The sequence below is a fragment of the Pseudonocardia adelaidensis genome, assembly GCF_039543345.1.
Classification (GTDB): Bacteria; Actinomycetota; Actinomycetes; order Mycobacteriales; family Pseudonocardiaceae; genus Pseudonocardia; species Pseudonocardia adelaidensis.
The window spans coordinates 71786-93955 of sequence record NZ_BAABJO010000026.1 but is presented as its reverse complement, the minus strand read 5'-3'; the positions used below and the strand labels follow the sequence as shown (position 1 = coordinate 93955).

Genomic DNA, 22170 nt, shown 5'->3' with positions numbered 1-22170 from the left:
ATTGCTGTGTTCGATGGTGAGCTCGCGAGCTCGCTCACGTCTTCTCCTTCCACGGCAACAGCGAGATGTGGATCGCATCCTCCCCGGTCTCGCCCGCGAGCGCCCGGATGGCGTGATCGACCTGGTCGATCCCGAAGCTGTGGGTGGCCAGCCGTTCGAGCGGGAAACGCCCGGACGCGAGCTGCTCGAGGGCCAGCTCGACCGCCCGGTAGCCGTGCCCGCGCGCGCTGGCGAGCGTGATCGACTTCTCGGTCAGCTTCTTCAGCGGGAAGTCCGGGAACGCGGCGAGCTCCCCCTGGGTCACCATGATCCCCTCGCGGCGCTTGAGCGCGTCGATCCCCAGCAGGACGGGTGCCGGGCCGGCCCCCGCGGTGCAGTCGAGCACCGTGTCGACGCCCCGGCCGTTCGTGAGCTCCATCACCCGGGCGAGCGGGTCCTCGCGCTGCACGTCGATCACGGCGTCGGCACCTAGCCCCTTGGCCAGGTCGAGTCGGGCCGCGTCCCGTGTCGTACCGGTCACGATGATCAGCGACGCACCGGCCTGCTTCGAGGCGACCACCTGGGACAACCCCTGCTGGCCCGGCCCCTGGACCAGCACGGTGGACGCGTAGCCCACCCGGCCCGCGTTCAGGGCCCACTCGATGCCGTTGGACAGCGGGGTGACCAGGCCCGCGAGCTCGGCCGACACGCCGTCCGGGACCTTGTGGATCACCGCGTTCCACGGCAGGTACATGTACTGCGAGAAACCGCCCCACAGCCGGCCGGGATTCTCCGCCGAGGTGTAGCCGTAGCGGCGGGCGTCGGGATTGGTGCGCCAGTCGGTGAGCTCGCAGTGCCGGTACTCCCCCGCGTGGCACCACTCGCAGTGGAAGCAGCCCACGTAGTGCTCCACGAAGACCCGGTCACCCTCGCGCACGCCCTTGCGCTCGGCGAAGCGGGGTCCGACCCGCGAGATGACACCGACGTTCTCGTGCCCCATGATCACCGGAGCGGTGGAAGGTGGCTTCGCGTACATTTTCACGTCGGTGCCGCAGATCCCGGCCACCTCGACCTCGAGAAGGGCGCTGTCCTCGTCGATGTCGGGCATCGGGAACTCGCGGAGCTCGGTCACACCCGGACCCGTCCGGACGGCTGCCAGCACCTGATCGGGCATCGACCCCGCCTCCCCTCTTTGAGGTCTATTGGTAATACCATAGGGTGTCGATGAGCGACCAGAAAGGATCGAGATGCAGGAACCCGGGCCCGTGCTGCGGACGGTCACCCGCACGCAGGGAGCCAACGAGGCGTTGAAGACCGGGGAGGTGACTCCCCACGGGTTCCGCATCGAGTTCGAGGAGGTGCCGGTCCTCGTCTCGGCCTTTCGCCGGATGGTCCGCGAGCTGGCCTACGACGTCAGCGAGATGGCGCTCACCACCTACCTCGTGGCGAAGGAGCACGGGGTCGAGTTCACGGCGCTGCCCGTCTTCCTCGCCCGCGGGCTGCACCACGGCGTGATCCAGGTGGCCTCGGGGGGCGGCATCCGGCAGCCCAAGGACCTCGAGGGCCGCCGGGTCGGCGTCGACCGGGGCTACACCGTCACCACCGGGGTGTGGGCTCGCGCGATCCTGCGCGACGAGTACGGCGTGGACCTCGACAAGGTCACCTGGGTGCTGTCCGGCGACGAGCACGTCCCGCAGTACCGGCCCCCGGCCAACGTCGTCCCGGTCAAGCCGCCACGCAGCCTGGAGGACCTGCTGCGCAGCGGGAAACTCGCCGCCGTGCTCGGTGCCCGCATCGACGCCCCCGACGTCGTGCCCCTGATCCCGGACCCGACGGAGGCGGCCCTCACCGCGCTGCGCGAGCGCGGGCTGTACCCGATCAACCACCTGATCGTCGTCCGCGACGAGGTGCTGCGGCAGTGGCCCGACGTCGCCGCCGACATCTTCGACGCCTTCGCCCGCGCCAAGCAGCACTACGTCGACCGGCTGGGCAACGGGTCGATCCCGTCGCCGACCGCCATCGACCGGCTGAACCGGCAGGTGCTCGAGCTGACCGGGTCCGATCCCCTGCCGTACGGGATCGAGCCGAACCGCGAGATGCTGGAGCGGCTGGTGCGCACGGGCGTCGACCAGAAGATCCTCTCGCGCCCGGTGAAGCTGGAGAACCTGTTCGCCGCCGGCACGCTCCGGCTCGTGGCCTGAGGCCGCTCGTGCGCCTCGCGATCGCGGCCGACCACAACGGGGTGGCGCTGAAGGCCGGGCTCGTGGCGATGCTCCGCGGGAGCGGCCACGACGTGGTCGACCTCGGTGGGCACGGTCCGGACGAGGTGGACTACCCGCCGCTCTGCGCCGAGCTGTGCCGCCACGTCGTCGCCGGCGGGGTCGCCGGCGGGGTCGACGGCCGGGTCGAGCGCGGGATCGTCGTCGGCGGGAGCGGGCTCGGCGAGACCGTGGTCTGCAACAAGATCCGCGGCATCCGGGCCGGGCTGTGCCCCGACCTGTTCCACGCCCGGATCTCGCGCGGCAACAACGACTCCAACGTCCTCGTGCTGGGGGCCAAGGTCGTCCCGCCCGGCCTCGCCGGGGAGATCGTGACCACCTGGCTGGAGACGCCGTTCAAGGGCGGCGTCCACCAGCGCAGGCTGGACCAGATCGCCGCCATCGAACGTTCTCAGTAGCTCGCGACGATCAGCTGCCGGAACTCCTCGGGCGCGGTGAGCACGTCGCGCACCAGCTGCGCGGTCTCCGGCCCGCCGAGCGGATCGAGGGGCCGCTCCTGCTTCTCGAGGTCGGCCACCAGGTCCGGGTTGCCGATGGCGCACCCGAACGCCGCGCGCAGCGCCTCCACGCGGTCCGCCGGCATCTGCGGCGAGGCCATCAGCGCGCGCCCGGTCTGCCCGAGCGCCACGAGGCTGTCGATCATGGCCTTCGCGTGGGCGTCGGGCGCGGCCGCCTCGAAGACCGTGGGCGTGTCGGGCACGAAGGGGTCCCGTTCCTCGTCGAGTGTGACGATCGGGCGGACGTCGCCCGACTCGATCGCCGACAGCTGGCTGTCGACCGGGAGGATGTGCGCGTCGGCGTTCCCGGCGACGACCGCGGCGCGTGCCTCGGGAGCGCCCGCGAACCCGGTGACGATCTCCAGCGGGAAACCGAGTGCCGCACCCAGGATGTTCGGTGCGATGTAGTCGTTCGAGCCCGGCCCCGTCGACACGAACCGCACCGGCCGCCCGGCGTGCACGAGGTCGGGCAAGCCCTGGACCGGGCTGCCGGTGGCGACCACCACGACGTTCGGCGGGGCCGCGATCCGGCCGATCCAGTTGACCTTCTCCAGGTCGAAGCCCACCCCCTCGGCCTGCGCGATCTGCGCCGAGACCAGGCCGACGGTGTTCACGATCTGGATCCGCTTCTCGTCGGTGCCCGCCGTGAAGGTCTGGTTCGTCGCGACCAACCCTCCCGCGCCCGGCTCGTTGCGCACGACGACCGTCGCGTCGAGGCAGTCCTCGAGGTAGGGGGCGAGCGCGCGGGCGTAGGCGTCGTACCCGCCGCCGGGCTCGTACGGGACGACGAGGTCGACGTCCTCGCCCGCGAAGGGGCCCGCCTTCTGCCCACCCCCGCCACCCGTCCCGCACGCCGCGAGCAGGGCGCACAGGACACCGGCCACGGCGGCGCGCAATGGCCTCGTTGCCATCAGCGTCTCCTCACTGTTCGTCGAAGAAGCTCAGGACCCGGGCGGGAGCGGTCTCCCGCGTCTGCCCGGACACCGGGACGTCCCAGTACTCCACACAGGGCAGGCATTCCTGCAGGTAGCGGGCCGCGGACGGGGCGTGCGACTCGTCCTGGCCCGGGACGACCAGCGCCGGGACGCCGAGCCGCAGCAGGTCCTCCGGCTCCGCGCCCGGGACCGTGTCCCGGTCGAACATCAGCCGTGCGGTGCCGCCCACGACGAGGGCGTACCGGCCGGCGTCCTGCCTCGCGTACGCCTCGGCGAAGGCCGGGTCGGTGCGGATCACGCTGTTCCACGGCCCGACGCGCGGATCGGCGGAGAAGCCGGCGTCCGTCTCCCGGACGAGCGCGACGACCCCCTCCATGCCGTGCGCCTGCACGTGGGCGAGGTGCCGCGCGAACCGTTCGTGCTGCCGCATCCGGTACTTGACCCCGCCCGCCGGGGAGAACAGCACCATGGACCGCACGCGCCCGGGATGGGCGACCGCCATGGCCACCGCCGTCGAGCAGCCGACGCAGCCGCCCATCAGGTGGGCCCGCTCGATGCCCAGGTGGTCGAGCAGCCCGATCGCCTGCGCGACGTAGTGGCTCCAGGACAGCCGCTCGACGCGGCCGCCGGATCGGCCGGACTCCCTGCGGTCGAACGTGATGCAGGTGTAGCGGGCTGTCAGCTGCTCCAGCAGGTCGAGACGGCGGTAGATCCCGAGCGTCCGCCAGCTCTCGAGGGTGGCGTCGAAGCCACCCGGGGAGAACATGAGCAGCGGCGGGCCCGACCCCGCCACCTCGTACCGGGTGGGGATCCCGTCGGCCACCGCGGTGGACTTGCTCATCGCTCGGCCCCGCTGCGCTCGGCCGGCGCCTCGCGCACGCGCTGTGACATCGGTTCGCTCGCACGCTCGCTCACGTGACCGCCGGGGAGCTGACGGGCGGCCCGCACGTCGTCGGCGTAGCGCGTGAGCGCGTCGAGGGTGGTCCGAGCGACGTTCGCGTAGGTGTCCGGGGGATCGTCGATGGCCGAGGCGGCATAGCCGATGGCGGCGTGGGCCATGCGCATCCGGCCGTCGAGCCACGGCCCGCCGCCGAACCCGCCGAGCACGGGCACCGACGCGGCCTTCGCGACCGCGGCGCCGACCAGCGGCCCCGAGTTCGTGAAGTTGAGCAGCACCGCGCCTGCCTCTTCGAGCCGCCGTGCCGTGTCGACCATCTCGCCGGTCAGTTCCTCCGGGACCCGGTCGGCCGCGGACGGCGTCGCCGAGTACTCGACCCCGTAGCGCAGGGCCGTCTGGGGCGTGATGCCGAACTGGGCGAACACCGGGATCCCGGCGCGGGTGATCGCCGCGACCGCGTCGAGGTGGTCGGCGGCGCCGTCGACCTTGACCAGGTCCACCCCGGCTTCCTTGACGAAGCGGATCGCCGCGCGCACGGCCTCGGCGGCGCCCTCCTGCACCGGGCCGAACGGGAAGTCGGCGGACACCAGCGCCCGCGAGACACCCCGGCGCACCGCCCGCGCCACGACGACCATCTCGTCCATCGTGATCTCGAACGGGTTCGCGTGGCCCCAGAGGTTGACGCCGACCGTGTCACCGACCGAGACGATCTCCACGCCCGCGCGGTCGGCGATCCGGGCGACCTGGTAGTCCCACGCGACGACGCCGACGATCTTGCGGCCCTCGTCCTTCATCCGCTGGAGGCCGCGCAGGGTGGTCCGGCCGCTCATGCGAGGCCCCTCATGCCCGGAGGGCCGTGAGCAGCTCGACGACGTCGCTCTCGTCCGCACCGGGGAGCAGCACGCGGGCGTGCGGCCGCAGGGCGGCCACGGCCCGGTCCGCGGCGTCGTCGTCCGAGACGACCAGGCCCGCCGTCATGATGCTGCGCTGCCAGCAGGCCTTCCCGATCGCGTGTGCGCAGTCCGCCCCGCCGTCGTCCGTGGCGATCATGACGACGACGTCGGCACTCGCGAGCTCGTCGGCCAGGGTGGCCGGGCGGCCCTCGATCCCGCGCAGCTCCGGGGTGCCGTCGCTCGACCGGCAGGCGTAGAAGCGCGCGTTGGACCACTGGAGCATCGCGGTGCGCCGGACGATCTCCACGGCCCCGTCGTCGAGGGCGATGATCCGCGGGGCGCGCGCAGGCGCCACCGGCCGCTGGATCCGGTAGCGAGCCTCGGCCGCCGTCGCCGCGCGGGCGCAGCTGCTCGGCAGGCTCGGGTCGACGTACGTGGGGGCCATCCGGCTACACCGACGCGATCGGCATGCCGGGGCGCACCCGGACGTCCTCGCGGCAGGCGTCGAGGAACGCCTCGGCGTGCGGGAGCACGACCGCGGCGGACCGGACGCGGTGGTGCGCCGGGTCCACGCCGGGCGGGGTGGTGCCGTGGTCGCGCAGCGCGATCGCCGCCTTCCGCAGCTTCTGCCGCGCCTTGATGATCCCGGCGTCGGCGGGCACGAGCCGCTCCTTGGTGCGGTCGGCGATCGGCCCCATGCTCTCCTGCAGGGACGCGTCCTGGATCGCGATGCCCTTCACCCCGGAGTAGTACTCCCCGGTCCGCTGCTTCTCGCGGTCCATCAGGTAGTCGTTGTCCCGGTTGGCGACGGGCCGGTAGGTGCCGGGGATGTTCTCGCTGTGCACGCCGTGGCCCTCGATCATCGCCTGCCGCTCCGCGGCCGTGAGCGCCCGGACGGGGTGGTAGTCGAAGCTGTAGGCCCAGCAGTTCTCGTCGTCGATCGGGATCCAGAAGTGGCCGTGGATCGGGTGGTCGCCGCGCGGGGGCACCATCGTGAAGCACGGCATCACCCACGGCGTGATCCGCCAGTAGTACCTGCCGTCCTCGGCGTTGCGCCGGGCCCCGACGAAGAGCCCGCCGTCGGAGTCGGCGACCTCGAAGAAGGGCTTCTTGTCGTTCTGGTTGTACTCGTTGCCCTTCGCGCCCTTGAACAGCGGGTCGTTCTGCAGGCCGCCGGAGTGCAGGAACGTGACGTGGCTCGAGTCGATGCCGCCCTCGAAGGCCTGCAGCCAGTTGCACTGCTGGAGGCGCTTGGACGTGTAGGTCTGCTCCGGGGGCACGAGCGCGAACTCGAACTCCGGCAGGGGCGGCTGGGTCGCGGGGTCACCCATGTAGGTCCACAGGACGTCGCCGATCTTCACCAGCGGGTAGGCCGTGAGCTTGACGTTCTGGCAGAAGCTGGAGTTGTCCGCCTCCGACGGCACCTCGACGCACTGGCCGGTGACGTCGTACTTCCACCCGTGGTACGGGCAGCGCAGGCCGCCCTCCTCGTTGCGCCCGAACCACAGCGAGGCGCCCCGGTGGGCGCAGAACTCGTCGATCAGGCCGTAGCGGCCGTGGCTGTCGCGGAAGGCGATGAGCCGCTCGGACAACAGCTTGAGCCGCACCGGCGGGCAGTCGTCCTCGGGGAGCTCCTCCGCCAGGCAGGCCGGCATCCAGTACTGCCGGAACAGCTCCCCCATCGGCGTGCCCGGACCGGTGCGGGTCAGCAGGTCGTTGATGTCCTGACGAAGCACGGGCGTCCTCCCCCTCAGGCTTGTGGACTAACCGTTATACCTACAGCAACGCCCTCAGGGTTGCACAGGAGGCACGTCGAGCGTCAGCCCATCGAGTTCGGGGCTCACGGCGACCTGGCAGGAGAGCCGGCTCCCGGCGCGCCGCTCCGAGACCGCGAGGTCGAGGAGGTCCTCCTCCATGTCGTTCGGCTCCCCGACCGCCGCCACGAACTCCTCGCGCACCCAGACGTGACAGGTCGCGCAGGACGCGTTGCCCCCGCACTCGCCGATGATTCCGGGCACGCCGTTCTTCACGGCGGTGGCCATGACGGACTCGCCGACCACGGCATCGACGGCGAACTCCTGACCGTCGGCGCCGACGTAGATCACCTTCGGCACGGCTGGGACGTCCTCTCTCGCTTGGTCTGTCCATTAGACCACGGTGCTGGTGCGAGAACCAGCGCCACGATTCGTGACGTTCGTGCCCAGCCGTGCCGCCGCCGTCGACTGTCCGTAAAGGCATACAATGCGTGAGTGACGAGGCCGGGAACCACCTCCCCATCCACGGACGGCGGGTCCGCGCCGAACAAGGGTGACCTGCTCAGCAAGGTCAGCGTCGGCCGCATCTCCGAGGTGATCGTCGATCAGATCCGCCTGCTGATCCGGTCCGGACAGCTCACAGCGGGTGACCGGCTGCCGAGCGAGCGCGAACTCTGCGAACGGTTCGGCGTCAGCCGCGTCACCGTCCGTGAGGCACTCCGCGTGCTGGAGGCCAACGGCCTCGTCGACATCCGCGTCGGCGCCCGCGGCGGAGCGTTCGTCACCGCGCCGAGCAGCCGCATGGTCGGGGAGGGCATCGCCGACCTCATCTCCCTGTCGAGCCTGTCCGCCCTCGAGGTCACCGAGGCGCGCATGGTCTTCGAGCTGGGCCTCGTGCCGCTCGCCTGCGAGCGCGCCACCGAGGAGGACATCGCCGAGCTCTACGAGATATGCGACCGCAGCAGCGCGGCCCTCGAGTCCGACGACTACCCGCTCACCCTGTCCGCCGAGTGGCACTCCCGGTTCGCCCGCTCCACCCACAACCGGGCGATCACCCTGCTCGCCGAGTCGCTCCACGACCCGATGATCCGGTCGCTCCAGGAGGCCCGCTCCAGCGAGCCCGCTCACGGCCGACTCGGCGTCGAGGAGCACCGCGCCCTCGTCGACGCCCTCGCCGCCCGCGATGCTGAGCGCGCCACCGAGCTGATGCGGGTCCACCTCACCCGCACCGCATCCCGGGTCTCCGGCGCGGAGGACCCGGCCCGCATCGGCTGACGCGGGTCCACCGCTACCCCCTCGGCGGGGCCGCCTCGAACACCAGCGACTTGATCGTCACCGGCACGGTGTTCGACGGGTACCGCACGCGCCCGATGTCCACGTAGTCGAAGTCGCGCAGGGTGAGGCCGTCGACGACCAGGACGCCCGTCATGACCCCGAGCTCCTCGCGCAACAGGCGGCCCAGCGTCATGGCGACGTCCCCGTCGAGCACGACGTACACCGGCCTGCCCTCGGCGATCCGGTCGGCGAGGCCGTTGCGCAGGCCGCGGGCGAAGGCGATGAGGCGCCGGTAGCGTGGCGGCCCGGTCCACGTCATCGCCAGCGCGACGTCGGTCACCCCGGCGTCGAGCGCGGCGAGGTGGCGGCGGATCGCCGCCGCCACCGCCGCGCTGTCGACGTCCTCCCCGGGCTCGTACGCGGGGCGCAGCACCTGCAGGTTGCGCCGGGGCAGCAGGGCGTCGGGGTCGGAGATCCAGCAGGTGTTGCCGGAGAGCTGCACGCTGTACTCGGATGCACCCAGCGCGGTGGCGCGGATGCACTCGCCCGCCGGCAGCAGTGGCCACGGCAGCGCGCCCGAGTCGACGCGGCGCCGCAGCGCCCGGCCGAGCGGCTGCCCGAGGTCGCCGAACCGGGCCTGCTCGCGACCGTAGACGTACTCCGCCACCCCGCCGGAGAACATGACCCCGTCGACGGGGCCGACGTCGCCCAGCGGGTCGGTGAGGAGGAACGGGCCGGCCCCGGGTCCGCCGGTCACCGCCCCGACGACCACGTCCGCCATGGCCTCCGCGACCCGCTCCAGCTCGTCCTCGCGCGCGGTGTCGCCGAGCCGCCACCGGTGGCCGGCGCGGGCGGCGTGCTCCCGGCCCGCCGGTTCGAGGCGGACGATCGTGCCCGCCTCGTCGACCACCTGGAGCCGGCCGCCGACGTGCACGGCCGCGGTCGCGACCACCCGCCCGGCCTCCAGCAGCGCCAGCTTCGAGGTGCCACCACCGACGTCGACCAGCAGGATGCGCCCACCGCTGTCGTAGGACGCCTTCGCCGCGCCCGAGCCGTACCCGGCGAGCATCGCCTCCATGTGGTGGCCCGCGGTGGCCGTCACCAGCGTGCCCCCGCGGTCGGCGAGGATCCCGGCGATCGCCTCGGCGTTGCGCCGCCGCAGCGCCTCGCCGGTGAGGATCACGACCCCGGTGTCGACGTCCTCCGGGTCGACGCGCGCCTCGGCGTAGGCCTTGTCGATGATCACGCCCAGCGCTTCGGCGTCTATGTAGTCGGGGTCGAGGTGCTCACCGCTCGCGTAGGGCGTGAGCGCCACCGGGGACCGGTAGGTCGTCTCGCGCCGGACCACCACGTACCGGCTGGTCAGGTCCTCCCCGATCCGCCGCAGGTGCAGCCGCGAGAACACGACCTGCGTACCAGAGGAACCGATGTCCATCCCGACGCTCACCAGGGTGACGTTGTCCTGCTGCCAGATCGGGTTGTCCTCGATCGGCAGCGGCTCGTCGTCGTGATCGTGGTCGTGGTCCGGAACGTGGGCCGCGTAGACCGGGTCCACCTCAGACCGCGACCGGTTTCGGCGGGAGCGTCGCGCGCTCGGCCTCGTAGGCGGCGTCCATCCGCGGCTCCATGCCGTGCTCGGCCAGCGCCTTGCGGAACGTCTCCCGGACGACCGGTGACTCGTCCGCGTAGTCGATCTGGTCGCCGCCGATGCGCATGCTGATCCAGGCCTTCGGCACGCCCTGCGCGTTGCGGACCGACACCACCTCGTGCTTGAACGCGAGGTAGCGGGCGGGCTCGGTGCCGCTGTTGAAGTGCTGGTGGAACCACATGTTCGGCGGGACGATCAGCGAGCCGGGGCCCCAGTCGTAGCGCCGCGGCTCCTCGCCCTCCGGCCACATGAGGCTGTACCCCTCGCCGGACAGGATGATCACGTGGGCACCCGGGCCGTGCCGGTGCCCCTTCTTGTACGTGGCGGTCGGGAACTGCGATATGTGGCTGTTCATCGACCCCTTCGCCATCGCGAAGCGGATGTGCCCGCCGCCCGCGCCGCGCTCCTTCGCCTCGATCAGCGGGAGGTTCACAGCGTCCGCGACGAAGTTCGTGTCGAGCAGCAAGCCCTTCTGCTCGCCCTTCGGGGCGAAGTAGTCGGGCTCGCCGGCGAAGCGGTTCGGGAAGTCGTGCGCCGTGCCGAACACGAAGTCGACGTCGTCGTAGAGGTTGAGGACCGGCGGGAGGTTCGTGGAGGCGACGAACCGCGCTGCCTGCTGCCCGGACCCGTTGAAGTGCTGGTGGTGGGCGTTGAGCGGGATCGCGAAGAGCGAACCGGGCCCCCACTCGAAGCTCACCTCGGCGCCGGCGTCGTTCCACACACGCGTGGAGCCGTGCCCGTCGAGGACGAGGATCATCTCCTCGAAGAGCTGCCGCTGCGGGGCCAGCTCGCCGCCGGGCGGGATCTCGCAGACGTAGCAGTCGTTCGAGGTGCGCGTCGCCTCGTGGTTGATGAAGACGCCCCGGCCGCCGCGCCGAGCCCACGGCTTCAGTTCGACGGTGCGCAGGTCGGGCACGTAGTGGGCGGCGATGATGTCCAGCCCCTCCGCGGCGACCCAGCGGGTGTACGGGGAGTCCTTCTCGGTGGCGAACTTGGCGGCGAGGTCATCGGTGACGAGCGCGTCCTTGGCCATGGCAGGGCACAGTAGCAAGCTTGACGTCTATTGGTCTAACCACTATACCTTCATCGTCGAGCGGCGCCGAGGAGGCCACCGTGGGTGAAGACGGACGCGTGTTCGTGCGCGGCCTGGAGTCCGACAAGTACGAGCTCGAGGCGTTCCGCCGCCGCCAGCTCTCCCACCCGAGGGTCCGGGACGAGAAGTTCGTGACCGACCACGGCGACGCGGTGGCCCACAACAGCACCACCAAGAAGTCGCGCACCTGGTGGCGGATCGGGCCGGGCGACGAGGAGTTCCTGACCCAGACGCTGCAGGTGCACTTCGTCGAGATCGACGCGCACGGCAGCAACCGCGGGCACGGCCACCAGAACGAGGCCGCGTTCTACATCCTCGAAGGCGCCGGCTACGAGATCCACGACGACCAGCGGTACGACTGGAAGACCGGCGACTTCGTCTTCGTCCACACCGACTCGGTGCACCGGCACTTCAACCCGTACGACGAGAAGGCGCTGGCCCTCGTCGTGAAGGCCAAGAGCAGCTGGATGTTCCTCGGCCTGCTCCAGCAGGGCCGCGGCGGGCCCGTCGAGCGGCCCGACGCGTTCGGGCCGCGCGAGGACTGGTCGGCGATCTGGACCCCTGGCGTGCTCGACCGCAGGAAGGTGATCGGCGTCGAGGACACGGTGTGGGAGGACACCGAGCTGGGCCGGGTCCGCGTCATGACCAGCCCGCAGACCGACCACGCGCGCCTGTTCAGCGTGGACGCGTTCGAGTGGGCGATCGATGCCGGTGGGTCCACCCCGCGGTACTGGAAGATGGCCGACGAGGTGCTCTACGCCCTCGCAGGCGACGGCTACTCGCTGCACTGGGAGGTGCAGGCCGAGATCGCCGAGCGGTACTACGCCCACATCGCGCTCGAGCCGACCCGCCACGAGTTCGCCCAGGGCGACGTCCTCTACGTCCCGCAGAACACCGTTGCCCAGCACTTCGCGGCGGACGGCACCCCGCTGCGGCTGCTCAGCTTCCAGAACCGGCTCTTCAAGCACCTGGGTTACGACAACGTCAAGGTGTTCTAGGTGGAGCGGCCCTCCGGATTCGCTCCGGGCCCCGCCGCATACGGCAGCGACCTCGTGGTGGACGTGCTGCGCGCGCTCGGCACCCGCTACGTCCCGCTGAACCCGGGTTCGTCGTTCCGCGGGCTGCACGACTCGCTGGTCAACCACGGCGGCAACACCGACCCGCAGCTCCTGCTGTGCCTGCACGAGGAGATCGCGGTCTCGCTCGCCCACGGCTACGCCAAGGGGTCGGGCCAGGTGGGCGTGGCCGCGGTGCACGACCTCGTCGGGCTCATGCACGCCTCGATGGCCGTCTACGACGCGTTCTGCGACCGGGTGCCGCTGCTCGTCCTGGGCGGCAGCGGCCCGGTCGACCCGGCGCTGCGCCGCCCGATCGACTGGGCCCACTCGGCCACCACGCAGGCCGAGCTGGTGCGCGACTTCGTCACGTGGGACGCCGAACCGGCCACTCCCACGGCCTTCGTCGCGGACGTCCTGGCCGCCCACCGGCGCGCCGCGAGCGTTCCGCGCGGGCCGGCCTACGTGTCGCTGGACGCCGGGGTGCAGGAGGCCGCGCTCACCGAGCCGGTGCCGCTCCCCGACCTCGCGCGGCACGCCCCGGCCCCGCCCCCGGCCGCCGACGGGGCGAGCGTCGCGCGGGCCGTCGACGTGCTGCTGGGGGCGCGCCGCCCGGTCGTCACCGCCGGGCCGATGAACTGGGACCCGGCGGCCACGCCCGTGCTCGTCGAGCTGGTGGAGCTGCTCGGGGCCGCCTACGTCGAGGACCGCAACAGCGTCTCCTTCCCCACCACGCACCCGCAGAACGGCACCGGCGACCCGAGCTGGCTCGCCGGCGCGGACGTCGTGCTCGCGATCGGCGTGCCCGACGTGCCCGGCCGGCTGCGCCGCCGCGGCCGGGGGCGCGGAAGTGCGCCCGTCCCGCAGCCGTCGATCGTCGACGTCTCCACCGGGCACCTGGACCAGCGGTCGTGGAGCAACGCATTCTCCACCCCGTTCCCGCGGGCGGCCCAGCTCCTCGCCGACCCGGTGACCGGGGCGCGGCAGCTGGTGGCCGCGTTGCGGGAGCGGGCCCCGGACGCCGCCGCGCGACGCGAGCGGGTCGTCGCGCAGGTCCGGGCGACGCGGGCCGCGCTCCCGGTGCCCTCGGACGCCCGTCCGATCGCGCCCGCACGCCTCGTCGCGGAGCTCTGGTCGGTCGTGCGCGACGTCCCGCACCTGCTCTGCCTGCGCAACACCCGCAGCTGGCCGGAGGGGGTCTGGGAGCTGCCCGGCGCGGGGAGCTACCTCGGCCACTCCGGCGGCGGGGGCGTCGGGTACGGGCCCGGGGCGTTCGTCGGAGGGGCGCTGGCCGCCCGCGACCGCGGCCTGCTCGGCGTCGGGATCGTCGGCGACGGCGACCTGCTGATGGCCGCGGGCGCGCTGTGGACCGCCGTCCACTACCGGATCCCGGGGCTGCTGGTCGTCAACGACAACGGATCGTTCTACAACGACGAGCCGCACCAGGCCGCGGTCGCCCGCGAGCGGGGGCGGCCGGAGGCCAACAGCTGGATCGGCATGCGGATCGCCGACCCGGCCGTCGACATCGACGGGCTCGCCGCCTCCTACGGGTGCTGGACGGCGGGCACCGTCACCGAGCCGGGCGACCTCCCGGGCGCCTTCACCAAAGCGTTGGCCGCGGCCCAGGAGGGCCGGCTCGCCGTCGTGCACGTGAGAACGGAGCCGGCATGACCCGGGTGCTGGGACACGTCGAACGGGGCAAGCCGCCGGTGCACGCCCTCATGTCGATCGGCGGGCAGTGGCGCGAGGCGGCATCCGGCGCCCGGCTGGACTGCGTCGACCCCACCACGGAGGAGCTGCTCGGCACCGTGCCGGCCGGGGGCGCCGCCGACGCCGACCTCGCCGTGCGGGCCGCACAGGAGGCCTCCGGGGCCTGGCGGGCGCTGGGGTGGACGACGCGCGCCGCGCTGCTGCGCGACCTCGCGGCCGCCGTCGCCGAGGTCGCCGAGCCGCTCGCGGCGCTGGACACGCTCGACAGCGGCAACCCGATCGCGGGCATGCGCGGCGACCTGGAGTCCACCGTCCGGGAGCTGCACTACTACGCGGGCCTCGCCGGGCAGACCCACGGCGCCAGCACGCCCACCGGCGCCGAGACCGTCTCGTTCACCCAGCGCGAGCCCTACGGCGTCGTCGTGCGGATCGTGCCGTTCAACCACCCGTTCAAGTTCGCGTGCGGCAAGGCGGCCGCCGCGCTCGCGTCGGGCAACAGCGTGATCGTCAAGCCGGGCGAGCAGACGTCGCTCTCGGCGATCGCGCTCGCGGAGGTGGCCGAGGCGGTGCTCCCGCCGGGCGTGCTCACGGTCCTCACCGGCACCGGGGCCGACCTCGGCGCGGCGCTGGTCTCGCACCCCGGGGTGCAGCGGGTGGCGTTCACCGGTTCGGTGCCGACCGGGCGCCGGATCATGGCCGCCGCCGCGCAGAACCTCGCGCACGTCACCCTCGAGCTCGGCGGCAAGAACCCGCTGATCGTCTGCCCCGATGTCGACCCGCGCACGGCCGCCCGCGCCGCGGTCGCCAGCATGAACATCGCGCGCAGCAACGGCCAGTCCTGCGGCTCGACGTCCCGGATCTACGTGCACGAGAGCATCCGCGCGGCGTTCACCGGGGCGCTGCTGCAGCGGGTGCGCGAGCTGCGCGTCGGCGACCCGTGCGACGAGGAGAACGACGTCGGGCCGGTCGCGTTCGCCGCGCACCACGAGCGCGTGCTCGACCACATCGAGCGGGCGAAGGCGTGCGGGGCGACCGTCGCCGCGGGCGGGTCCCGCCCGCTCGGGCTCGACCGCGGCTACTTCGTCGAACCCACCGTGTTCACCGGCGTCACCGACGACATGCCGATCGCCCGCGAGGAGGTGTTCGGGCCGGTCATGGCCGTGATGGGCTTCTCCGACCTCGACGACGCCGTCCGGCGGGCCAACGACACCGACTTCGGGCTGACCGCGAACGTCTACACCCGCGACCTGCGCGTCGCACACCGGCTCGCCGACCGGCTGCAGGCCGGCTACGTCTACGTCAACGGAACGGGCAGGCGCCCGCCCGGCTCCCCCTTCGGCGGCTGGAAGGCGAGCGGGCTGGGCAAGGAGAACTCGCACGAGGAGCTGCTCTCCTACACCCGCGAGAAGACGATCACGATCACGCTCCCCGCCGACGACCCCGACTGGAGCTGACCCGATGGCCAACAGCGCCCATCCTTCCTGGGCACCGTACGACAAGCCGGTCTGGGGCTCCGACGTCATGGCCGACGCCCTGCGCCGCCTCGACCTTCCCTACATCGCGCTCAACCCGGGCTCCTCGTTCCGCGGGCTGCACGACTCGCTCGTCAACTACGCGGGCGACGAGATGCAGATGATCGAGTGCCCGCACGAGAAGATCGCCGTCGCGCTGGCGCACGGGTACGCGAAGGCGAGCGGGCGCGCGATGGGCGTGCTCCTGCACGACCTGGTCGGCCTGCTGCAGGGCACCATGGGCGTCTACTACGCCTACATCGACCGCGCCCCGGTGCTCGTCCTGGGCGGATCGGGCCCGGCCGACCACGAGCGCCGGCGGCCTTACATCGACTGGATCCACTCGGCGAACGTGCAGGGCCAGGCCGTGCGCGAGTACACGAAGTGGGACCACGAGCCGCGCTCGATCGAGTCCGTGCCGGGGGTGCTCGCCCGCGCGTACCGGATCGCCACCACCGCACCCGCCGGGCCGACCTACGTCGCCCTCGACGCCGGCCTCCAGGAGGACCCGGTCGCCGAACCGGTGCCCGTGGACCACGTCGGCGCGCTCGCCGCCGCGCCCGCACCGGTGGCCCCCGAGCCGGCGGCGCTGCGCGCGCTCGCGCGCGAGCTGTGCGCGGCGAAGCAGCCGGTCATGGTGCTGGCCTACCCGGGCCGCGACCCCGACTCGTTCGGGCACCTGGTCGACCTCGCCGAGCTGGTGGGGATCGGCGCGATCGACACGCACTGGCGGCTGAACTTCCCCACCCGCCACCCGCTGTGCGTGAGCGACACGGATGCCATCGACGAGGCCGACTGCGTGCTGTTCGTCGACGTCAAGGACATGGTCAAGCCCACGCACCGGACAGACCGGCTGGCACGGCGCACCGTCTCCCGGCTGGCGCCGGACTGCCGGGTGCTCTCGATCGGCTTCGGCGACCTGGGCACCTCGTCCTGGAGCGAGGACTACGCCCAGCAGATCCCGGCCGACCACGCGGTCGTCGCCGACACGGCGGTCGCGCTCCCGCTCCTGCTCGAGGAGTGCCGCACGCTCCTGACCGGCGACGACGAGCGGCGCACGACCGAGCGCGCGGCGTGGATCCGGCGGCTCACCGAGGTGCACGAGAACGCGTGGGCGGGCTGGGCGCAGCAGGCCGCGGACGTCGCCGGGGAGACGCCGGTGGCCACCGCGCAGCTCGCCACCGCCGTCTGGAACGTGGTGCGGGAGCACGACTGGGTGCTCACCGCCGGCACCGCCGCCGAGTGGGCGCTGCGGCTCTGGGACTTCGACGCCCCGCATCGCCACCCGGGCAAGCAGCTGGGCACCGCCGCCCAGATCGGGATCTCGCTGGGCGTCGCCCTCGCGCACAAGGGCACCGGCCGGCTCGTCGTCGACCTGCAGCCCGACGGCGACCTGATGTTCGACGTCGGCGCACTCTGGGTCGCGAGCCGCTACCGGCTGCCGCTGCTCGTGGTGATGTACAACAACCGCGCGTACTACAACGACTGGGAGCACCAGGAGAAGCTCGCCGCGCAGCGCGGCACCCCCGTCGAGCGTGCGCATATCGGGATGGCCATCTCCGACCCGGCACCCGACTTCGCGACGATCGCCACCGGCTTCGGCTGGCACGCCGAGGGGCCGGTCACCGACCCGTCGGCGGTGGAGGACGCGGTGCGCCGCGCCGCAGCCCACGTGCTGGAGACGGGCGGGCCGGCCCTGGTGGACGTGGTCTGCCAGCCGAAGTAGGCCTACCAGGGCGCCGCCCGCGGGCCCGTAGGCGCGGGCCCACGCTGGTGGACGCCACGTCGGACACGAGCTTCGCCTCCACGATGTCCTCCTGTGTGAGGACGCGCGACCTCCGTCTGCGGGTGGTGGTTCCGTTGCCATGGCAGTGTCGCCGCGACGGCCGGCCAGGCGCCGGGGCCGGCCGGTGGGTGTGGGAGTCGAAGGAGCGGAAAGCTGCCGGTACTGCGCGCAGCGCTGATTTCGACGTGCAGTTTCAACCGGCCGGGCGGCAGATACCGATGGGCCGGCGGTCGCCCGCTCGGTGCCGGTCATGAAGAAGGGGTGAGGAGTCCATGCGGAGGATCGCGGTCACACTGGCAGGTACTGCGATTGCATTCTCGAGTAGCGTTGCCGCCGCGCCGTGGTCGAAGCGGCTTCTTACCCCGTCGTTCCGGCAGACATTCCTGGCGGTACCGCATCGGTGGCGGTCAAGTTCCATTCGGTCGACGCTGACGATCACACAAACGTAGTGGGGTCGCAGACCGTATATCGATGATGCGGGTGTTTCGGAGCGCGCTCGATCGGGAGGAGCGCTGCGACGGCGGGCATGTGCGCGCTCTTCCGTGGTACGGCGAGCCGAACCCGTCCGGGTGGCGCCAGCCGACGGCCCGTCCGTCCGCCGGGTTCGGCGGTGGAGGACGCGGGGGAGGACACGGTGCGGCACGCCGCCGCCCACGTGCTGGAGATCCGGGGCCAGCCCTGGTGGATGTGGTCTGCCGGGCGAAGTAGGCCGCCGGCGCAGTGGTAGCTGCTTGAGCCGCTTCTACCTGCGACAAGTGGGCGTGGGCGGCGGCGAGGTCGACGCGGGCGTGTCGAGCCCACGCACCGTGGGCGCCGGCCGTGTTGTGCTCCGTCGTCGCGATGAAGTCCAGCCCGGCCGCGCGGGCGGCGGCCGCGAGCTGCTCCGGTGTGAGCTCACCACCGTTCGAGTGCACCGAATGCACGTGGCAGTCGCCCCGGTACCAGCCGCGCATGCCGGCCCTCCCGCCCGATCGTCCGAGTGCACCGCCGCATGTCGATTCCGGGGCATCTCGATTGTCGCCATGGTGTCGCTGCCCACCGAGAGGAACGATCATGGCGTACCGCAGGACATGGGTGCTGGCGCTCGCCGCCGTCGCATCCCTGATGACCGCGCTCGACGCGCTCGTCGTGTCCGCATCGCTCACCACCATCCAGGCCGACCTCGGTGCCACCGCCGAACAGCTGGAGTGGACCGTCAACGGCTACAACCTCGTGATGGCCGTGCTGCTCATGCCGGCGGCGGCCCTCGGCGACCGGTACGGGCGGCGCCGCATGTTCGCGGCCGGGATCGCCCTGTTCACCGTGGCGTCGGCGGCCTGCGCCGCGGCGCCCGGTGTCGTGGTCCTCGTCCTCGCGCGGGCCGTCCAGGGCGCGGGTGCCGCGTTCGTCAGCGCGCTCGCGATGACGCTGGTGAGCGCTGCCTACCCGGCGGAGCGGCGGGGCAGCGCGATCGGGATCCTGCAGGGCGGATCCGGCATCGCGGTGCTGGCAGGCCCCGGCCTCGGCGGCGTGATCACCCACACCGTCGGCTGGGAGTTCGTCTTCTGGCTCAACGTCCCGATCGGCCTGGTCGTGCTGCCGCTGATCCTCGCGAAGTGCGACGAGAGCCGCGGTGGCGACACCGCACTGGACGTGCGGGGGCTGGTCCTGGTCATGGGCGCCGTGCTCGGCGTCGTCTGGGCCCTCGCCCGCGGCAACGCGGTGGGATGGGCGAGCACGGAGGTGCTCGGGGCGCTCGCGCTGGGCGGCGCGGCGCTCGTGGCGTTCGTCGCATGGGAGCGGCGGGCCGCCGAGCCGATGTTCCCGATGCGGCTGCTGCGCTGCCGCGGCTTCGTGGCCGGGAACGTCGCGACGGCCGGGCTCTTCGCGTCGATCTTCGGAGGGCTCTTCTTCTACGCCCAGCTGCTGCAGACCGGCCTCGGCCTCACCCCGCTGCAGGCCGGGATCGGCCTCGTGCCGTGGACGTCGACGCTGATCGTGCTGGGCCCGCTCGCCGGGCGGCTGGCCGACCGGATCGGGAACCGGCCCCTGATCGTCGCCGGGCTGCTGACCATCGCGGCCGGGATCGGCTGGACGGTGCTCGTGGCCCGGCCCGGGATGCCCTACGGCGAGCTGGTCGTCCCGTTCCTGGTGACGAGCATCGGCGGGTCGATGTCGCTGGCGCCCACCGCCAACGCCGTGCTCGGCGCCGTCCCGGCCGCGGACATCGGCACGGCGTCGGGCGTCAACGCGATGCTGCGCGAGCTCGGCGGCGTGCTCGGGCTCGCGGTGTTCGTCGCGGTCTTCACCGGCACCGGCAGCTACGCCTCCCCCGCCGCCTTCGTCGACGGCTTCGGCCCGGCGATGGGCACCTGCGCCGCGCTGGTCGCGCTGAGCGCGGCCGCGGTGGCGGTGCGGCTGCGCCCGGCGGTCCCGGTTGCCCGCGAGCCGGTCCTGTCGTAGAGATCGGCCGTGACCCTCTCCACCCCGGCGCGGCTGCTGCGGCTGCTCAGCCTCCTGCAGGGCAGGCGCGAGTGGGCCGGCACCGAGCTCGCCGAGCGGCTCGGCGTCACCGACCGGACGGTGCGCCGCGACGTCGGCAGGCTGCGCGAGCTCGGCTACCCGGTCGAGGGCACCACCGGCACCGCGGGCGGTTACCGGCTCACCTCCGGCGAGGACCTGCCGCCCCTCCTGCTCGACGACGACGAGGCGGTGGCGATCGCCACGAGCCTGCTCGGCACGCTCGGGGACGGGGAGACGGCGGGGCGCGCGCTGGCGAAGCTCACACAGGTGATGCCGGGGCGGCTGCGCCGGCGGGTCCGCGCCGTCGCCGAGTCGGTGGTGTCCGTGCCCGACCACCGCGGCGCAGAGATCGACCCGGGGGTGCTCGCGGTGCTGGCGGGCGCGGTGCGTGACCGCGAGATCGTCCGGTTCGGCTATCGCCGCCGCGACGGCACGGTGGGCGAGCGGCGGGTGGAGCCGCACCACGTCGTGGCCACGCACGGCCTCTGGTACCTGGTCGCCTTCGACACCGGCGCCGCCGACTGGCGCACGTTCCGGGTGGACCGCATCGACCGCCCCGAGTCGGTGCGGCTGCGGTTCACCCCGCGCGAGCTGCCCGCGGGCGACCCCGCCGAGCACGTGCGGCAGACGATCGCGTCGACGCCCTACCGCTACACGCTGCGCGCGACGGTCCCGGTGCCTGCGGACGTCGTGCGCACCCGCCTCCCGATGTCCATCTCCGCGCGGATCCGGCCGCTCGACGCGACGTCGTGCACGGTGCTGCTGGGCGGCGACTCGCTCGAACACCTCGTGCGCGACGTCGTCACGCTCGGTCCGGGCGCGCGGCTGGACGGCTCCCCCGAGGTGCTGGCCCACCTGCGCGAGGTCGGCCGCTGGCTGAGCGGCCCCGCCGCGGAACGCGCCGACCCGGAACGCGCCGCGCCTCCCGAACGACATCAGCCGTGACCACGGTCGTCGCGACCGGGGAGACGGGAGGCCCGGTGTCGGTGCGGCGCGCAGGGCTGTCACCCGCGGTGGTGGCACAGGTGGCGCTGGCCGCGGGCTTCCTGGCCCACCTCGTGGTGGTGGAGGTGCTGTTCGCCCGCGCCGGGGCCGGCGAGAACTCGGTGCTGACCGTCGCCAAGTTCGTCGCGCTGCACGCCGCATCGCTCATGATGCTGCAGCTGGTGCTCGTGGCGCGGCTGCCGTACCTGGACCGGCGGATCGGCATGGACCGGCTCACCCGCTGGCACCGGTGGACCGGCTTCGCCCTGGCCTGGACCGTGCTCACGCACGCGACGCTGGTGGTGCTCGGCTACGCGGCGCTCTACTCGATGCCCGTGCTCGCGACGTTCCTGAGCCTGGCGGGCGTCGTGGCCTCGCTGCTCGGGATGTGCGCCGCCGCGATCCTCGTCGCGATCGCGGCGGTGTCCCTGCGCGCCGCGCGCAGGCGGATGCGGTACGAGACGTGGCACGCCCTCCACATCGCCCTCTACCTCACCGTCCTGCTCGCACTCGTCCACCAGGGCCTGGAGGGCACCACCTTCGCCTCCTCCCCGGCGGCGCGCGCGTACTGGTGGACGGTGTGGGCGCTGGTACTGCTCGCGTTCCTGACCGGCCGCGTCGCGCTGCCGGTCCTGCGCAACGTCCGCCACCGGTTCCGGGTGATCGGCGTCGTCCCGGAGTCCGACGACGTCGTCTCCGTCTACGTCGCCGGGCGCGACCTGCACCGCCTCGACGCCCGCGCAGGCCAGTTCTTCATCTGGCGCTTCCCCCGCCACAACGGCTGGTGGCAGGCCAACCCGTTCTCCCTCTCGGCCGCACCGGACGGGCGGACGCTGCGGCTCACCGCCAAGGCCGTCGGCACGACGAGCGCCGGGCTGCGGCAACTCCCCGTCGGCACCCGCGCGTTCCTCGAGGGCCCCTACGGCGCGTTCACCGCCCTGCAGCGGACCCGGCAGGCCACCCTCCTCGTCGCGGGCGGCGTCGGGATCACCCCGATCCGCGCGATGCTCGAGGAGTCGACGGGGCCGGCCGTCGTCCTCTACCGGGTGCACAGCATGGCCGACGCCGTCCTGCTCCCCGAGCTGCGGTGGCTCGCAGGCGAGCGCGGGGCGCAGGTGCACGTGCTGGCCGGGCGGACCGGCACCGGCGACCCGCCGCTCGCCCCGTTCGCACCGGCCAACCTCGCCGCGCTGGTGCCCGACGTCGCCGAGCGCGACGTCTACGTCTGCGGCCCGCCCGCCATGACCGACGCCGTGCTGCGCAGCCTCCGCGAGCTGCGCGTCCCCCGCGGCCAGGTGCACGCGGAGCGGTTCAGCCTGGCGGGTGGCTAGCCTCGGGCGCATGACGATCCCGGAGACCGGGGCGAGCGAC

General features: G+C 72.9%; 19 protein-coding genes. 10 read left to right on the top strand and 9 right to left on the bottom strand.

What is annotated here, in order from left to right:
• Nucleotides 1-34: 34 nt before the first annotated feature.
• Nucleotides 35-1111 (bottom strand): zinc-dependent alcohol dehydrogenase, encoded by a 1077-nt coding sequence (locus ABEA81_RS29310; protein ID WP_345609324.1) that lies wholly within the window; start codon nt 1109-1111, stop codon nt 35-37.
• Nucleotides 1112-1226: 115 nt separating this feature from the next.
• On the opposite strand from ABEA81_RS29310, the gene ABEA81_RS29305 reads away from it, so the two are divergent.
• Nucleotides 1227-2180 carry a substrate-binding domain-containing protein gene (locus tag ABEA81_RS29305; RefSeq protein ID WP_345609322.1) on the top strand — a complete coding sequence of 318 codons (954 nt, stop codon included), beginning with the start codon at nt 1227-1229 and terminating at the stop codon, nt 2178-2180.
• Between the two features lie 8 nt (nt 2181-2188).
• Nucleotides 2189-2656 (top strand): RpiB/LacA/LacB family sugar-phosphate isomerase, encoded by a 468-nt coding sequence (locus ABEA81_RS29300; protein ID WP_345609320.1) that lies wholly within the window; start codon nt 2189-2191, stop codon nt 2654-2656.
• Here ABEA81_RS29300 and ABEA81_RS29295 read toward each other — a convergent pair.
• Genes ABEA81_RS29295 through ABEA81_RS29270 form a run of 6 tightly spaced genes read right to left on the bottom strand, consistent with a single transcriptional unit; the run spans nt 2650 to nt 7595 of the window.
• Nucleotides 2650-3666, bottom strand: a complete 1017-nt coding sequence (locus ABEA81_RS29295; protein WP_345609318.1) for a tripartite tricarboxylate transporter substrate-binding protein — start codon at nt 3664-3666, stop codon at nt 2650-2652. The genes ABEA81_RS29300 and ABEA81_RS29295 overlap by 7 nt on opposite strands.
• A gap of 10 nt (nt 3667-3676) precedes the next feature.
• Nucleotides 3677-4531: an alpha/beta fold hydrolase gene (locus tag ABEA81_RS29290; protein ID WP_345609316.1), complete on the bottom strand. Its 855-nt coding sequence runs from the start codon at nt 4529-4531 to the stop codon at nt 3677-3679.
• A complete protein-coding gene (locus tag ABEA81_RS29285) occupies nt 4528-5418 on the bottom strand; it encodes a 3-methyl-2-oxobutanoate hydroxymethyltransferase (protein WP_345609314.1) in 891 nt (296 codons plus the stop codon). Before ABEA81_RS29285 ends, ABEA81_RS29290 begins: the two co-directional genes overlap by 4 nt.
• A 10-nt stretch (nt 5419-5428) precedes the next feature.
• On the bottom strand, nt 5429-5926 hold the full coding sequence (locus ABEA81_RS29280; protein WP_345609313.1) for a hypothetical protein: 498 nt from the start codon (nt 5924-5926) through the stop codon (nt 5429-5431).
• Nucleotides 5927-5930: 4 nt separating this feature from the next.
• Nucleotides 5931-7217 carry an aromatic ring-hydroxylating dioxygenase subunit alpha gene (locus ABEA81_RS29275; RefSeq protein ID WP_345609309.1) on the bottom strand — a complete coding sequence of 429 codons (1287 nt, stop codon included), beginning with the start codon at nt 7215-7217 and terminating at the stop codon, nt 5931-5933.
• A gap of 54 nt (nt 7218-7271) precedes the next feature.
• Complete coding sequence (locus ABEA81_RS29270) at nt 7272-7595, bottom strand: 2Fe-2S iron-sulfur cluster-binding protein (protein WP_345609307.1); 324 nt, start codon at nt 7593-7595, stop codon at nt 7272-7274.
• 135 nt (nt 7596-7730) lie between these two features.
• Here ABEA81_RS29270 and ABEA81_RS29265 point away from each other — a divergent pair, with 135 nt between their 5' ends.
• Nucleotides 7731-8510: a FadR/GntR family transcriptional regulator gene (locus ABEA81_RS29265; RefSeq protein WP_345609305.1), complete on the top strand. Its 780-nt coding sequence runs from the start codon at nt 7731-7733 to the stop codon at nt 8508-8510.
• Between the two features lie 13 nt (nt 8511-8523).
• Here the strand turns inward: ABEA81_RS29265 and ABEA81_RS29260 are convergent, their stop codons facing one another.
• Together ABEA81_RS29260 and ABEA81_RS29255 are read right to left on the bottom strand one after the other, a co-directional pair.
• Nucleotides 8524-10065 carry an ethanolamine ammonia-lyase reactivating factor EutA gene (locus ABEA81_RS29260; RefSeq protein WP_345609303.1) on the bottom strand — a complete coding sequence of 514 codons (1542 nt, stop codon included), beginning with the start codon at nt 10063-10065 and terminating at the stop codon, nt 8524-8526.
• Between the two features lies 1 nt (nt 10066).
• On the bottom strand, nt 10067-11191 hold the full coding sequence (locus ABEA81_RS29255) for a cupin domain-containing protein (RefSeq protein WP_345609301.1): 1125 nt from the start codon (nt 11189-11191) through the stop codon (nt 10067-10069).
• Nucleotides 11192-11271: 80 nt separating this feature from the next.
• On the opposite strand from ABEA81_RS29255, the gene ABEA81_RS29250 reads away from it, so the two are divergent.
• The 7 genes from ABEA81_RS29250 (at nt 11272) to ABEA81_RS29220 (ending at nt 22130) form a co-directional block, all read left to right on the top strand.
• Nucleotides 11272-12249, top strand: coding sequence for a cupin domain-containing protein (locus ABEA81_RS29250; RefSeq protein WP_345609299.1), 978 nt, complete (start codon nt 11272-11274; stop codon nt 12247-12249).
• A complete protein-coding gene (locus tag ABEA81_RS29245; RefSeq protein WP_345609296.1) occupies nt 12250-13977 on the top strand; it encodes a thiamine pyrophosphate-binding protein in 1728 nt (575 codons plus the stop codon). It abuts the gene before it with no gap.
• A complete protein-coding gene (locus ABEA81_RS29240) occupies nt 13974-15470 on the top strand; it encodes an aldehyde dehydrogenase family protein (protein WP_345609294.1) in 1497 nt (498 codons plus the stop codon). Before ABEA81_RS29245 ends, ABEA81_RS29240 begins: the two co-directional genes overlap by 4 nt.
• Nucleotides 15471-15474: 4 nt before the next feature.
• Nucleotides 15475-17253, top strand: coding sequence for a thiamine pyrophosphate-binding protein (locus ABEA81_RS29235; RefSeq protein WP_345609292.1), 1779 nt, complete (start codon nt 15475-15477; stop codon nt 17251-17253).
• A 1113-nt stretch (nt 17254-18366) separates the two neighbouring features.
• On the top strand, nt 18367-19755 hold the full coding sequence (locus ABEA81_RS29230; protein ID WP_345609290.1) for an MFS transporter: 1389 nt from the start codon (nt 18367-18369) through the stop codon (nt 19753-19755).
• Between the two features lie 9 nt (nt 19756-19764).
• On the top strand, nt 19765-20760 hold the full coding sequence (locus ABEA81_RS29225; protein ID WP_345609288.1) for a helix-turn-helix transcriptional regulator: 996 nt from the start codon (nt 19765-19767) through the stop codon (nt 20758-20760).
• Nucleotides 20757-22130, top strand: a complete 1374-nt coding sequence (locus tag ABEA81_RS29220) for a ferredoxin reductase family protein (protein ID WP_345609286.1) — start codon at nt 20757-20759, stop codon at nt 22128-22130. The genes ABEA81_RS29225 and ABEA81_RS29220 overlap by 4 nt, the downstream gene beginning before the upstream one ends.
• Nucleotides 22131-22170: the final 40 nt, after the last annotated feature.